At 39.6% G+C, this 15,233-nt stretch carries 13 protein-coding genes; 4 read left to right on the top strand and 9 right to left on the bottom strand.

Annotated elements, in window-relative coordinates; translation table 11 throughout:
* Positions 1-12 precede the first annotated feature (12 nt).
* Positions 13-1,545, bottom strand: a complete 1,533-nt coding sequence (locus tag GR929_RS14115) for a peptide MFS transporter (RefSeq protein ID WP_159520865.1) — start codon at positions 1,543-1,545, stop codon at positions 13-15.
* Between the two features lie 278 nt (positions 1,546-1,823).
* On the opposite strand from GR929_RS14115, the gene GR929_RS14120 reads away from it, so the two are divergent.
* From GR929_RS14120 to GR929_RS14130, 3 genes are all read left to right on the top strand, one after another.
* Positions 1,824-3,335 carry an NAD(P)H-hydrate dehydratase gene (locus GR929_RS14120; RefSeq protein WP_159520867.1) on the top strand — a complete coding sequence of 504 codons (1,512 nt, stop codon included), beginning with the start codon at positions 1,824-1,826 and terminating at the stop codon, positions 3,333-3,335.
* A gap of 122 nt (positions 3,336-3,457) precedes the next feature.
* Positions 3,458-4,561: a DUF4831 family protein gene (locus tag GR929_RS14125; RefSeq protein ID WP_159520869.1), complete on the top strand. Its 1,104-nt coding sequence runs from the start codon at positions 3,458-3,460 to the stop codon at positions 4,559-4,561.
* Between the two features lie 138 nt (positions 4,562-4,699).
* The gene (locus GR929_RS14130; protein ID WP_159520871.1) at positions 4,700-6,166 is read left to right on the top strand and encodes an aminoacyl-histidine dipeptidase; all 1,467 of its coding nucleotides are present in this window, start codon (positions 4,700-4,702) and stop codon (positions 6,164-6,166) included.
* A gap of 91 nt (positions 6,167-6,257) precedes the next feature.
* Here GR929_RS14130 and GR929_RS14135 read toward each other — a convergent pair whose 3' ends face one another.
* The 7 genes from GR929_RS14135 to GR929_RS14165 form a co-directional block, all read right to left on the bottom strand.
* On the bottom strand, positions 6,258-6,908 hold the full coding sequence (locus GR929_RS14135) for a carboxypeptidase-like regulatory domain-containing protein (RefSeq protein WP_159520873.1): 651 nt from the start codon (positions 6,906-6,908) through the stop codon (positions 6,258-6,260).
* An 11-nt stretch (positions 6,909-6,919) separates the two neighbouring features.
* Positions 6,920-8,308: a CsgG/HfaB family protein gene (locus GR929_RS14140; protein WP_201301021.1), complete on the bottom strand. Its 1,389-nt coding sequence runs from the start codon at positions 8,306-8,308 to the stop codon at positions 6,920-6,922.
* 26 nt (positions 8,309-8,334) lie between these two features.
* A complete protein-coding gene (locus tag GR929_RS14145; protein WP_159520875.1) occupies positions 8,335-8,757 on the bottom strand; it encodes a curli production assembly/transport component CsgF in 423 nt (140 codons plus the stop codon).
* A gap of 22 nt (positions 8,758-8,779) precedes the next feature.
* Complete coding sequence (locus GR929_RS14150) at positions 8,780-9,262, bottom strand: CsgE family curli-type amyloid fiber assembly protein (protein ID WP_159520876.1); 483 nt, start codon at positions 9,260-9,262, stop codon at positions 8,780-8,782.
* A gap of 2 nt (positions 9,263-9,264) precedes the next feature.
* Complete coding sequence (locus GR929_RS14155; protein ID WP_159520878.1) at positions 9,265-10,095, bottom strand: hypothetical protein; 831 nt, start codon at positions 10,093-10,095, stop codon at positions 9,265-9,267.
* Positions 10,096-10,269: 174 nt separating this feature from the next.
* On the bottom strand, positions 10,270-11,439 hold the full coding sequence (locus tag GR929_RS14160) for a curlin repeat-containing protein (RefSeq protein WP_159520880.1): 1,170 nt from the start codon (positions 11,437-11,439) through the stop codon (positions 10,270-10,272).
* Positions 11,440-11,545: 106 nt separating this feature from the next.
* Positions 11,546-11,902 (bottom strand): hypothetical protein, encoded by a 357-nt coding sequence (locus GR929_RS14165; RefSeq protein ID WP_159520882.1) that lies wholly within the window; start codon positions 11,900-11,902, stop codon positions 11,546-11,548.
* Positions 11,903-12,503: 601 nt separating this feature from the next.
* On the opposite strand from GR929_RS14165, the gene GR929_RS14170 reads away from it, so the two are divergent.
* Positions 12,504-13,658 (top strand): response regulator, encoded by a 1,155-nt coding sequence (locus GR929_RS14170; RefSeq protein WP_159520884.1) that lies wholly within the window; start codon positions 12,504-12,506, stop codon positions 13,656-13,658.
* A 236-nt stretch (positions 13,659-13,894) separates the two neighbouring features.
* On the opposite strand, the gene GR929_RS14175 is transcribed toward GR929_RS14170, so the two are convergent.
* The gene (locus GR929_RS14175) at positions 13,895-14,902 is read right to left on the bottom strand and encodes a sensor histidine kinase (protein ID WP_235934346.1); all 1,008 of its coding nucleotides are present in this window, start codon (positions 14,900-14,902) and stop codon (positions 13,895-13,897) included.
* Positions 14,903-15,233: the final 331 nt, after the last annotated feature.

Consider the following 15,233-nt stretch of genomic DNA (forward strand, 5'->3'; position numbering starts at 1 on the left):
AATGCGTTACAACTATTTAATTCCTTTCATCATTTTTTTCAACCAGGGAGAAAGGGCTAACAGTATTGCGGCAATAATTGCCGACTGGATGGCAATGAGCCAGAAAACCTGCACTTCCTGCCCCAGAGCAGACTCTAATTTTATTGAAATTGCTTTCATTTGCGAAGCAACAAAGTTTCCTGCCGCAAACGACCCCATCCAGACTCCCATCATGGTAGAAACCAATTTGGGCGGCGAAAGCTTAGTAACCATCGACAAACCAATTGGTGATAAACAGAGCTCTCCAAATGTATGCAGCATGTATACAAACACCAGCCAGAGCGGGCTCACCAGCAACACCGAACCATCTGCATTTCCTTGTGTTGACCGTGTATAGGCAAAGGCCATTACTACAAAGCCCAAGCTTAGTAAAGTCATTCCCCAGGCAAATTTCATTGGAGTATTTGGATTCAGTTTTTTCTTGTCCAATTTTAGCCACAATACACTAAAGAGTGGGGCAAATAAAACGATAAAAATAGCATTGACACTTTGAAACCAGGTGGCCGGAATTTCCCAGCTGCCAATCATTCGTTGGGTATTATCGCGGGCGAAAACATTAAAGGTTGTTCCGGCCTGTTCAAATCCACTCCAGAAGAAAATATTGAAAACTGCCAAAATCAAAATCACGGCAATTCGGCTCCATTCGGTTTTTCCATTGGTTCCTTTTACAATGCTCAATACCAAATAGACCAATCCTGAAACAGCTACAATCCGTATGATCCATGTTTGAAGCGAGGGTGCTATTGAGCTCCAGACAAGAATAAATCCGAAGATAAAGCCAACCATAACGACTACAAAAATCAAAATACCCATCCAATCCTTAACAGCGAGTCGGTTTCTGTCTGCTTTTACTTTTGGAGGCATACCAATATTTCCGAGCGTATGGCTGCGAATGAAGAACCAAATTGTACCCAGTAACATACCGGCACCGGCTGACATGAATCCATATTCCCATGCAATTTGTTCTCCCAAATAACCGGCAACCAGAGGAGCTAGAAATGCGCCAAGGTTTATTCCCATATAGAAAATGGTGAATCCACCGTCTTTTCGGGGGTCATTATTGTCATACAATTCACCGACCATGGTGGAAATATTGGGTTTAAAGAATCCATTTCCAAGAATCAGAATACCAAGGCCAGAATAAAATATCGTTTGGCGAAACTCCATACTACTTTCCATAGACATTGAGCTGAATGCCAGCAAAAACTGACCAATCGCCATGGTTAAACCGCCAATATATATTGTTTTACGTTGCCCTAAGACTTTGTCGGCCAACACCCCTCCAATGATTGGGGTAACATATACCAATCCGGTAAAAATACCGTAAATGGTAAATGCGTCGAGTTCGGCCATTTCAAACCCACCATTGGCAAATGTTGCTGTCAGAAATAACACCAACAATGCGCGCATACCATAATAACTGAATCGTTCCCACATTTCGGTGGCAAACAAAGAAGATAACCCAACAGGGTGTCCAAAAAAAGCAGTACTCTTGTCTTTAGCCATATCTTTTTACTGTTTATATTGAAGAAAGCAAATATAAACATCTTTTTGCTCCTATAAATGGTGAAATGTCACCATTTAGAATTTAATTTCAATAAGAACGATTGTAAGTGAACAAGCTTTATTTTCGCAATGTTTTTGTATTTTAGAATCACTGTTGTCCGGGAAAAATAAAAATAGAATAGTTTAAGGGTTAGAGATCGCACTAGAGCGTCCGGGCTTTAGCCCATCATTTGAAATTTTAACCGGACACAAATGTTTTAGAATGAAAATATCACGTTATGAAACTCTTTACAACAAAACAAATAGCAACTATTGACCAGTTTACCATTCAAAATGAACCCATTCCGGACATCGACCTCATGGAACGGGCATCTCTGCAAATTGCAAATTGGCTTATTCATCACATTTCAAACGAACAAAAACTGATTGTTTTTGCCGGCCCCGGAAATAATGGCGGAGATGCGTTGGCTATAGCACGTTTAATGGCTGAACACAATTACCTGTGCGAAGTTTACTTGTTGAATTTTGGAAAAGACTTAACGGGTTCGCCTGCTGAAAACCGGACTCGATTGGAGGATCAAAACAAAGTGAGCCTGACGGTTATTCAGGAGGAAGATTTGATTCCCGATATTCCGGCAGACACTGTTGTGTTGGATGGTTTGTTTGGTTCCGGTTTAAGTCGAAAATTAGAGGGACTGCCGCTGCAAATCGTTCAGAAAATAAATGCTTCCGAAGCAACAGTTGTTACCATCGACATCCCCAGCGGTCTGTTCGGCGAAGACAATTCTGAAAACAACTTGAAGAATATTGTGCATGCTGATTACACCTTGACGTTTCAGTTTCCAAAACTCAGTTTCTTTTTCCCCGAGCATGAAAAAATACTTGGAGAGTGGGACGTTTTACCAATTGGCTTGCATCCTGAAGCAATCAGCCAGACCGAAAGTCCATTTCATTATCTGACAAAACAAGAAACTGCCAACAGGCTAATCAATCGAGATAAGTTTTCGCACAAAGGAACCTATGGACACGCTTTGCTGATTGCCGGCTCGTACGGAAAAATAGGAGCAGCGGTATTGGCCTCCAAAGCCTGCTTGCGATCTGGCGTTGGACTGCTAACCGCTCATATTCCGCATACCGGCTATCAGATTATGCAGACAACCGTGCCCGAAGCCATGTGTTGCATCGACCCATCGGACTTGATGTTTACCGAATTTCCTACGCTCGATCAGTTCTCAGCAGTTGGAGTGGGCCCCGGATTGGGACTGAAACCGAACTCGCAGCGGGGACTCAAACAACTTTTAGAAGCCAAACCGGATAAATTGGTTTTAGATGCGGATGCCTTGAATATCCTGTCGATGAAACCTGAATGGCTGGATCTTTTACCCGAAAACTCGATACTAACGCCACACCCGAAAGAGTTTGAGCGCTTGGCTGGGGCAACAACCGACTCTTATTCCCGCTTGCAGCTTCAGCTAAGTTTTTCTGCAAAACACAAAGTCATCGTTGTTTTAAAAGGTGCTCATACCTGCATAACAACGCCAAGCGGAGAAGTGTACTTTAACACATCGGGTAACCCGGGAATGGCTACCGCCGGAAGCGGAGATACCTTGACCGGCATTTTGCTGGGAATACTGGCTCAGGATTATACGCCTCTTGAAACAGCCCAATTGGGAGTATTTATTCACGGCTTGGCAGGAGATTTAGCGGCAAAGGAAATTGGCGAAGTGTCGTTGATTGCCGAAGATTTAATTCAACATCTTGGAAAAGCTTTTTTAACGCTCAAAAAATAAAATGATTGAAAGTTCGGTTATTCTGTATAGAAAAGTGTTCGCAGACTAAATTTAACTGCCAGCGCTTCGCTTTTGACTTGACTTTACGTATTTTTGACTTCATTTTAAATTTGAAAATTATCATGAGAACATATTTGCTCTTAGCCCTGTTTTTGATTTCCACATCTGTTCTTGCCAATCCTAAAGATGACAGAAAAGATGAACAAATCGGAGTTGCTCCAAATGAAGGAATCGTTTATAGTTTGCCCAGAACAGGAATCAGAATTCATGTAAAGGCCAAACAGGAAAAGTTCTTTCACGGTCCATATTTCCAGTACGCCGAGGCTTTGCTGGGCATCAAAAATGCACCAACTTCCGATTTCGAAAGCTGGGTGATTACCGATATTCAGATTGAAACATTTAGCGAACCCGATCCGGACCAAGTCTACAAAGCAATGGGAAATGCAGCTTCAATGGTTAGCTTGACCGAGTCCGGAGTTTTGGCCGGAATTAATAAAGAGCAGTCGACTGTTAGTGAGCCCATTTCAGTTTCTACTTTTTTAGGAGATACTAAAACGCCTGATTTCCCATTTACTGATTTATCGCTTCATCCATTTTATGAACTTGGTGACTCAACAACTAACAACGCGATTGTAACCAAGTCGATTGAAGAAAAGGCTCAGGAGGCAGCACATACGATTACCAAGTTGCGCAAACGCCGCTTTAAATCGTTGGCTAATGCTTACGAGGTGCAATTACCCGACGGGCAAGCTTATGAACTGATGGTGAATGAACTTGGCAATCTGGAAGATGACTATGTCGCACTTTTTATTGGCAAGTCGTACAAAAAAACATTTGAATACAGCTTTGACTTTATTCCTGGTGAGAATTCCGTTTCAGGTGAAGTTGCTTTCCGTTTTTCTGAAAATAAAGGGGTATTACCCAAAACGGATCTGAGTGGGAAACCGGTCATCGTGGACATGAAGAAATTGGATGATTTGGCATCAGCTCAAAATAAATTGAAAACAGCGGGGACACCAACTGAAATGAGAAGCGGTGTTTATTATCGGATGCCGGGGAAAGCTGAAATTAGAGTAATGAACGGACTGAATTTAATGGCTGTTTCGCGGGCAACCGTAGCTCAGTTCGGAACAGTTGCCAGTATGCCTGTAAGCCTGATGGATGGAAGTTATAAAATATCCTTTCACCCGGAAACAGGAGCTGTTAAAAGCATTTTGAAAGATTAATTTTCATTAGAAAAATAAATAGTTGCCCTGTACTTGCTTTGGTATGGGGCTTTTTGCTTTACGGCTGATAAAACTCAGAACAAGCTTACACGATTAATTGTACTTTTATTAAATCAAAAGAACTCTAAAACATACAAGATGAGTAATAAAATATTGACATTAGAACCCAATCTGTTATGGGGAAATTTTTATCAACTAACACGAATTCCAAGACCATCAAATCATGAAGATAAAATTCAGGAGTTCGTTTATAGCTTTGGGAAAAAGCTAGGTCTTGAAACAATCAAGGATGAAGTCGGCAATATTATTATTCGGAAACCGGCTACCCCGGGGATGGAAAACACAAAGGGTGTTATTTTACAAAGTCACCTGGATATGGTTCCTCAAAAGAATAGTGATAAGGAACACGACTTTCAGAATGATCCGATTGAAGCTTATGTCGATGGTGACTGGGTAACAGCCAGCGGAACGACGCTTGGTGCTGATAATGGAATTGGTGCAGCTGCGGCAATGGCAGTGCTTGCATCGGATGATTTAAAGCATGGTCCGGTTGAAGCCCTGTTTACAGCTACCGAAGAAACCGGCATGGACGGAGCAGAAGGGCTGAAGCCAGGCGTGTTGCAAGGTGAAATCCTGCTAAACATGGATTCGGAAGACGAAGGCGAACTGTACGTTGGATGCGCTGGTGGTGAAGATGCGAATATTCGCTTTTCATATACCGAAGAGGTGGTCCCTGCAAATTCTCTCGCTTTAAAATTGAATATTACCGGATTAAAAGGCGGTCATTCGGGGATGGATATTATTTTGCAACGAGGAAATGCCAACAAGGTATTTTTCAGGTTGCTAAATGAAGCACAGAAAAAGCATGGAGCGTGTCTTGCTGAAATAGATGGCGGTAGTCTTCGAAATGCGATTCCGCGCGAAGCATTTGGTGTACTAACTGTTGAGAAACAAAAAGTTGATGAATTAAGAAAAACAATCGAGCTTGAATTTCAGCTTATAAAAAACGAATTGGCAGCTACTGAACCGGATGTGAAATTGATTCTTGAGGAAACTGAAGTTCCACAAGCAGTTATTGATTCAACAACTCAGCTGAATTTGACAAAAGGAATTATGGCTTGCCCCAATGGTGTCATCCGAATGAGCGACAGTATGAGTGGACTCACGGAAACTTCGAGCAATTTGGCCAGTGTAAAATTGAATCGTGCGGATAAAACCATTTCAATTGCTTGTTTGATGCGCAGCTCGGTTGATTCGTCGAAAGTTGAGTTGGGTAATCGGATTGAAGCCGTTTTTAGCTTGGCAGGTGCTCAAGTTGAATTTTCCGGCGCCTATCCCGGATGGAAACCCAATATGGAATCGCCCATACTAAAAACCATGCAAGCAGTTTATAACGAAAACTATGGGAAAATACCAGAAATAAAAGCCATTCATGCCGGATTGGAATGTGGTATCCTTGGCGGAATCTATCCTCATTGGGATATGATCTCGTTTGGTCCAACCATTCGTTTTCCGCATTCGCCCGACGAAAAAGTAAACATCGCAACAGTCAAGAAATTTTGGGACTTTCTTGTTAAAACTCTGGAAAGTATTCCTGAAAAGTAAAACAAAATAGTGAATCTTAAAATAGGGTGTGACTTGAGGTCCCACCCTATTTTTTGTAATGCAGCACAAATACCAATACGTTGGTTAACTTTTAATTCGAATTATCTCCGGTCTTGAAACTCCAGGTTGGGCTGTTTGCAACAATGTTACCTTCGTATTTTGCAACAACATACCAGTAATAAGTCGTGTTATCTTCCAAATTATCGACTACAACTTCCTTGACATTCAAGCTTTCGCCAACTACTGTTTGTGTACTGGAGTTTGATTTAAATAGGTACACATCGTACATCAATGAAATTCCGTACTTCGACTGGTCAACTTTCCATCCCATGTTGAAAGATCTTTGTTGATTAACAGCACCATTCCCGGGTACCGGATCATAAATTGTGACAGAACCATAGTCGTTGTCGTCCTTTAAAAGGATCATATTCATTTGAGTTTTTTCTCCGTTGTAAACTGAGACAACCACAGTGCTGCTCAAATAATCTTTTTTTCGGGCAGTAACACTCACGTCGCCACTCAATACTTTGCTAAATGTGAATTCTCCCGCACCAGAGGTAATGACTGATGAACTGGCCGGATTCGTTGCAATAAGAACTCCGTCAATGGGTTGATAGGTAGTTCCATCAAGTACAACTCCGGATAAGCTTCCGTAGTTAATAACATCTACTTTTTCTTCTTCGCAGCCCCATAATAAGAAGAGAAAAAGTATAACTAGTCCGGTAATATTTAAATTTTTCATAGGTGCAATATTTATTTGATGTAATATTTTAATCCGATTTTGAAACCATACAGTGATTCATTGTAGCTTCCATTGATCTCATGATCATAGTGGTCATTTAAAAGATAGTTGAAGTAGCCTTCGCCTGAAATAGCCAGATTATCGTTGAGCAGATATTCAACGCCACCGCCCAAACTGGCATAAGGGATGAAATATTTATCGGATAATCCAACATGGTGAGTGCCTGCCCGATGAACAGCACCACCTCCAATATAACCGTATGGCGATAACCTTTCGAAAGGAAACAGATAGTAGCTCAGGTTTAACTGAGACATCAACTCCTTCGTATTGAAGTAATTTTTCGCATGAATCGTTGAGCCTGAGTTCTCGAATTCCAGGTGAATATTTGGCGTCAAAGACTTGTCAATTGTAAATGTTCCAATTGATCCGATGTCGCCCGCAGTGTAATCGCCATCATAATACAAACCGCCTGCTTTAACTCCAATTCCAAATTTCCCGTGATATCGGTGTTTAATAAATTTACGGCCAACATGATCTTTTGTCAAATTTTCAGCTTTTTCTCTTTCGTATCTGGTGAACGAATTACTTGCAGAATCCGCAGGATTATCAAGTAACCAAAGTTTATCATTTACCCCTTCTATAATTAAGCTTTCAACAGCTTTTTCGATGGCTTCGGTAACACAAATCTCGGTGGGTTCGTTATAGGTAAATCCGGTTTCCGCTTCTAAAATCCGTTTGAGTTTTACATACCGAAAGAATCCGGCAGAAACCTCTTGTGATAAAATTGACTTGGTTGTGTAAACGGTTTTCAGAATTTTTCCGTTGGCCGTAGAAACTGCTCTAAGGTAGATACTAATCCGATCTTCACGGTATTGACCGGATAAATCAGCTCCGAAGTAGCGCATGCCTGCTCCACCGGTAAAAACATTCGACTCATAAGATACAATGCCACCTTCAAGAATAACTCCCGCGAAGATCAAAGGGGGAAGCAAAGATCCGTTTCCATTATCTCCTTCGTATTGCGCACGACTCGAACGAATGATTTTCCGTTCGTTTAAAAGATTGGAAATATTTTCACGCTCGATGGGAATAAACCAACCTGATTCTTCCAACGCCCGAATCAAAATAGTAGTAGCTCCTTGTGTAACAGCTGTCGACCAGTTTGCTCCGGTCTCCGAAGGTTTGTACTGTCCCGTTTGATCGCGAAACTTGTACACCGCGGCAACAATGGGTTCTTTGGGTATTGGCAATTCCAACAAGTCCCTTTTTACTGGAGTCTCCGGCCCCAGCGTAGCCCGCCTTGACGCAAGTGGCTGATGAACCAGCGTGTCGCATCCCGCTGCCATTATCAGCATCAACAGGGCAAGGCTTCCCATTAACAGATTTTTCTTCTGCTTCATTACTGAGTCCATATTCTTTCCTTCCTTTAGAAATATGGTACCTGAACAGTCGTCTGAGTTCCCGTAGCTGCGTCGGTGATCGTGATATTTAGTCCACTGCTTTGATCACCAATCTCTATTTGGTAGTCACCAAGCGTATAAGTCCCTGCCTGAAGTGCATCTTCACCAAACTGCTTGCTTACAATTTGTCTCGACAACTGACTTAGTATCTGTCGGTTTAAGCTCTCCGCAAAATTGTCTAATGGATCTGAGTTGTAATCACTACGATACGCGTTGGCAGTTGTTTCGGCAATGTCGTTTTGTGCCTGTGCCGAACTCATTAACCAGCTGTAGTTGTATGGATTGCCTCCAAAAGCCGGGTTTTTAGGTGTGTAAACAAAATCTTGTGCGTAAGTTTTTCCTGCCACGAAAAAAAATACAATGATTAGTGTGTTAAATACTATTCTCATAATTTTTGGTTTAATTTTTTTTTTAATATATGCCAGTACCTGCCTGGTCTTCTCCATTCAGTTGTTTCATAATCTCCTCATAATTCAATAGATAATTATAGGTTTGTACTATTGCTTGCTGCGATAGATTTTCCACGATGTTTTGACGTGGTTGAAGAACCGATTGAAAAACCAGATTGTCATTAATTGAAATCTCAATAAAAGTTGACGTCATTCGAAATGGTTTTTCCTTTACGGTTATGGTATAGTTTTTTGCATTTGCCGGCGCTTCCCAGTTGGAATAAAACATGTCATAAAAGTCACGACCGATTTTTGTTTTCGTATCATCGACAAGGAGCCCGTCAATTTCTATCTCAACATCATTCTCTTCGTTATTTTTTGTTGTTAAGTTATCCAGCAATTCTTGCAGTGCCTTGGGGGCTGTGCGAACCACGGTAGAGTCTTGCTCACCCAAGAGAGGAATAAGCAGATTAAATGATAATATGATATTCAATAAGAATGTCATGATTATTTCATTGGAAACGAAAAGTACGACTGATCAATAACAATTGTCATATCATGCCCGGTTTGAGTGATTTCCATTCCTCCTAATGAAGTAATCAGGCTGGTATTTAATTTCAATGCCAGGTTTTCGCCGGACTGCTTGTACGAGTTGCCATATATTTGGCCTTTGATAGTACCTGAAAATTCGATCAGGTTGTTTCTTCCTAGTTGAGTAATTGACTCCAGAAGAAACTCAGAGCTTGATTGATTCTCTTGTTTGAAATCAAGTAAATGGTTAAACTGCCCAATCTGAGTTGCCACCAGGTAGTTATTTTGTCCCATTTGAGAAGCCGACATATAATTGTCGCTTCCTACCTGCAAGCTGATTAATCCGTTATTGCTGCCTTCCTGCTTGCTAACAATCGTGTTTCGATCAGAAGAAGAAAGGTCGCCAAATACATAATCCACCAAAGAAAAATTTGCTGACAAAACCTCAAAAAGAGGTGATGGATTTGTTGTGGAAAATCGGGTTGACAAGTAACCCAGTTGCAAGGATATCAAACTATTACGACTACCCTCCTGCTCCATATCTGTCTGGTTTTGATTACCTTCTTGCAACAAAATGGCCTGATTGGCTTTTTCGAACTCACTGCTATTTGATTGCTCAACAGAAACCGTGTTGTAATTCCCTAATTGGTTAACGATTACTTTATTTTGATCTTGTTGATTTTGGGACTGAACAGAAAAGAGACCAGTTTCACTGGCCGATTGAATTTGCTCAATCCTTGTTTGTGCCTGACTGACAAAAGCCAGCGACAAAAAAATAAATCCTAAAATAATCCGTTTTACATTCATCCGTTTTGTTTTAATACCCCAGCCCGAAGGCTGGGGATTTAAACCATCAATTAAGGATACAGGGACTAACCGTTTCCATTGCTTAGATGGTGGCAGGTATTGTATATATTATTCTTATTAACAGTACACTACCCACAACATCAATTGTGAATTGAGTTAATTTATAAAATACTGTTACTGCTGAATTTGCACAACCGCAGCAGAATTGTTATTTCCAAACTGCATCATTGTTGCGTTGTTTTGGTCTGCACCTTGCTGCCATAACAAGGCCTCGTTACTGATACCATTTTGCTGTATCAATGCGATATCATCTTTCCCCTGACGTAAACCGATAGTATTATAGTCACCTCTTTGATAACTTGCAACATCCACAATTGAACCATGATTTTGTTGAGCATCTTTGCTTTCCCAAAGAGAAAGATCTTCACCGGTTGATTTCCAGACTCCAACAAACTTATTGTGATTTCCATCCTGAGTAAAGTATGCATTTCTACTTTCCTGCAGACTAGTAGCACCATTCCAGCCTACTGAGTTATTATCACCGTTTTGGGTAAGTTTAAATGTGTTATAGCTTCCTAACTGAATATTTTTTGCGTGGTTTCCATCTCCATATTGCGTTGCTGATGCAAAATTTTCGTGAGTGTTGTATACTGGGATGTTATAAAAATCATAATTCAAATCAGTATAAATCCATCCTTGAACGAATGAAACTACATTGTCATCTCCCTCTTGATTAACATAACCTTCATTTTTGTTGCCACCATACTGCCATACTCTTCCACTGTTTCCATCACCTAACTGAGATATATCTACAATGCTATTTGTTGAATATAAAGCAGGGCCTCCCCACCAAGTTCCTTCCCATCCTTGATAAATATATACTTCATTGTTTTTTCCGACTTGGTCTGAAGAACCAATATTGCTATTTCCCCATTGCCCAACAGCACTAAAGTTCTCATCACCAATCTGAACTACATCAGCATCATTGTCGTTTGCATACATATCATATGCTGGAGCATCAGGATCTCCATCATAATAGTCACTAGTCAAACCTTGTTGAATGTAGCCTTCATTTAAACTGCCTTCTTGTTCTACGTCAGCAGCATTACGGTCGCCTCTTAACTGATCTGCAACTCCAATATTCTCGTCACCAGTTTGAATTACAGAAGCATCATTTTTGTTACCATACTGATGAGATGCAGCGTCGTTCAGATCTCCAATTTGTTTAACGATTACGTCATTTTGATTTCCATCTTGCTCTGTTTCTGACACATTAGCAATAACTTGTGACATGGCCATACCTACGACAAACAGCATTGCAAATAATAAACTTAACTTTTTCATAATTTTTTTAGTTTAAGTGAATGATTAAATGAATATAATTGAGATATAAATTTGAATTGGATTGTTGGAGGTGATCGTTTCATATTGATAAGTTATTTGGGCTTTACTAATCGGGTTTTCGCTGACTGATTGAAATTGTATTGTTGTTACCGCTTTGAACAATCACCGTTTTACTGGGTACATCTTGTTTTATCTTAATCCTATTATTAGTGCCCTGTACGTTGATGTGATTCGACCAGGTGTTTGCCTCAGCATGAAGGATTTTACCCTCCATTTTTACGGTATTGTTCTCACCTCGCACACTAACTTTTGATGTATCCGGACTCTGTAGCATGCTTTTTGACTGGACACTATTCGTTATCGATTTATTTGGGGTATCGACTAACTCTTTTTCAGGTTGAGCCCAGCTCGGTTGAAGCCCCCTAAGAACCACAAACATGAAGAGGACGAATAGCTTTTTCATTTTCATTTCGTTTTTTATTGTATCGAGAAATCGTGATTACAGGGGAGACGAATGCATGTTTTTCACCCGACTATTATTTCGGCAAAAATGTATTGGAAGGCTATCTAAAATGTCTTTGTCCCTGTTATCAATAATTCGCAATATTGATAGTTCAAATCTCCGACATTCTTTCTCAGAAGTCAATCAGTACTTTTACGGTAATGACAAATATACTTTTCAGGGAAAATACGGATTGCTCATATTAACTCACACACTATCAAAACACTAATACTAGAACACAGGATGCAAAACTCTCATTAAGCCTATTTTATATAAAACCATTGTTCGTATGAAAAATCGCCCTGTTTAGACAAAAAAAAGGGCAGTTCATGAAATAGTTCTGTAAACTAGCTGTCACTCATAAAATATTTTTATAAATTAACATCCCTGAAAAAGAGGTATTTTTTATCCGTGTTTTAGCAAATAAAATTGGCGATTCTATTTCGGGACTAACTGTAAAATTGCGAAGATTCAGATGTATTAGCTTTCTGTTGGCTTAAACTGGGCGAAAAGTTTTCTTGGGAGAACAAGTGCAATACGCTTTATCTTGGAATAGATTTTTATGAATTTAAAAATAGATACCATATATGCATATGCCCCCAATCATAAAGCGAATTACCTCATGGCAGCAAAGAAAATTCTGGTTATTGAAGACGATCTATCGTTTTTAAAGACAATTTGCAATGTTTTAAAAGTCGAAGGCTATTTGGCTATTTTGGCAAATTCGGGAGGAGAAGGAATTCAAAAAGCCTATGAGCATGCTCCTGACTTAATCTTGTGTGATGTTACCATGCAACCCATTGATGGCTATCAGACATTTAAAATACTGCAAGAAAGTAGCCTGACCAAGCGGATTCCATTTATTTTTATTACCGGTCGATCAACGCTAAACGATATTCGATTTGGCTTGGATTTAGGTGCTGATGACTACATTGTAAAGCCATTTCAGAATGAAGATTTAGTAAAATCAATCCAGACACGACTTGAAAAGTATGAGTACTTAATTAATGTAGGCCGAAGTAAATATGAGACCTTTATTGAGTATTCTCCAAATGGTATTTTTCTGTTTGACGAATCTACAATATACGAAGCGAATAAGGCTTTTCGGAGAATTTTGGGAGCCGATATTGAAGATATTTGCAGCGGTTGTTTTAGAGACATCGTTCTTGCCCAAAATAAGAAAAGTTTTGATGAGAATATCAGTCGCTGTATGCGGGGGGTGATCAATAGCTTTCAGGAAAAAGTAATGATTAGGAATGTTGACGGAATTAATGAAAAGTATATTCTTCATGCAGCGCCGAGCATAAAATACAATGGGTTTTCCTTGCTGACGGGCTTACTGGTTCATGTGAAGGAGGATACGAGTCAATCGAGTCAAATTGCAGTTCGGAAGTTGGTTAATATTCTGAAAGAGGAAGATATCAGAGTTACCAATCATTTACTCGGGAAGCTCAATGAAGAATTTAATAATCGACGGCAAAAGAAAAAACGTGAAACTGGAAATGTTATAACTTCTGAAATTGAATTTTCAACCCGAGAGATGGAAGTGCTGGAGCTCTCCTGTCAGGGGCTTCCGATGAAGGCTATCGCCGAAGAATTGTGCATCTCGGGACGGACAGTTGAAAGTCATCGAGCCAGCTTAATGGAGAAGACGAGCTCGAAAAATATTGTAGAACTTATTATCTATGCCATTAAAGAGGACTTAATTAAAATCTGATCAATGCTATTCTGCTTCCTTTCACCGAAACAACGCACAACTCAATCATAGCCAGATTTCTGTATTTGTGAATTTTACTTCCTCTTGTTCATGAATTTTCATTCTTCAAATTCATGTTCGTTTTATATGCTTATTTCTTGCTTTCAAGTTCAACAAATATCCCCTTCTTTGCCGCACTGTTGTATCGTTTGGCAAGGTAAATTACGCTACCAGGCTTATCTAAATCGGTCAATCGGCTAAACGATTGAATCACCCACGAACGGAGATTTATATGGAATGGTAAAATAGAACACAGAACCCTTTCCTTCTTCGCTGCTTAGCCAGATTTCTCCACCCAGAAACTCGACAAACGCCTTAGAAATCGATAAGCCCAAGCCGGCACCTTGTCGAGCCATTTTATCCGTAATATTGGCCTGTATAAATCGTTCAAAAATGGCCTTCTGCCTATCCTTAGGAATTCCAATGCCAGTATCTTTAACAAAAAATTCCAGTACCGCTTTTTCGCTCTTCGTTCTCACGTTATATCCAAATTCGATTGATCCTTCGTCGGAATATTTGATGGCATTCTTGACAAGATTTGTAAGAATTGAATAAATTTTATACGGGTCAGTACAGATTATATCTTTTATTGCAGGCAAAGATTTTTTTACCGAAAACTGCATTCCTTTTCTATCCATTTCGGGTTTGAAAGAAGTGTAAATTTCATCCAATTTTTCATTTATGCTTAATTCTTTCAAATTAACCTTCATCAATCCCGATTCTATTTTTGAAATATCTACAATGGCACTAATAATACTAAGCATACGGATTCCACTCTCCTCCATAAGTTTAAGATATTCTTGTTGCTCTTCTCCCGAAAGATCAGCATCTCTTAATATATTAGCAAAACCTAAAACACCGTTCATCGGAGTTCTTATCTCATGCGACATATTTGCTAAGAATGCAGATTTTAGCCGGTCGCTTTGTTCTGCATGCTCTTTGGCTATGATTAACTCCTGCGCACGCTTTTCTTTTTCTTCATTCAGAAAGACAAGTTTTCTATTTGCAACGATCAACTCTTGGGCGCGCTTTTCTTTCTCTTTGTTCTGAAAAAGAAGCTCTTTGTTTGCAATGATCAATTCCTGAGCGCGTTTTTCTTTCTCTTCATTCTGGAATAGCAGCTCTTTGTTTGCAATGACTAGCTCTTCTGCACGCTTTTCTTTTAAAATTTTTAAAGAATCAATCTCAAGAAGTAATTCCTGCAACTCACTTGTGAGTTCTTCCTTCGTTTTATTCTTACTAGTCATTGCAAATTCGTTTTATAAAAGTTGAATCATTCCTAACACCGGGGATAATATCAATATAAGCACATTCTATTGATCATACCTATGGTCAATTTTAAAAGGTTATACACCTCATCAATATTTATTACGCAAACATTCGAGCTAATAAGTCGACATTTGCTTACTAAACTAGTTAATTTTACAAAACATTTTATCTGAAAATAATGTTTTTTTTTTCAAAATAAGTAAAATGAAGATTTCATTTTACTCAATAGCAATATGAAAAGCTGATTATTAATACAATGTCCAAATC

It is taken from the genome of Sunxiuqinia indica (assembly GCF_009847015.1).
GTDB lineage: Bacteria > Bacteroidota > Bacteroidia > Bacteroidales > Prolixibacteraceae > Sunxiuqinia > Sunxiuqinia indica.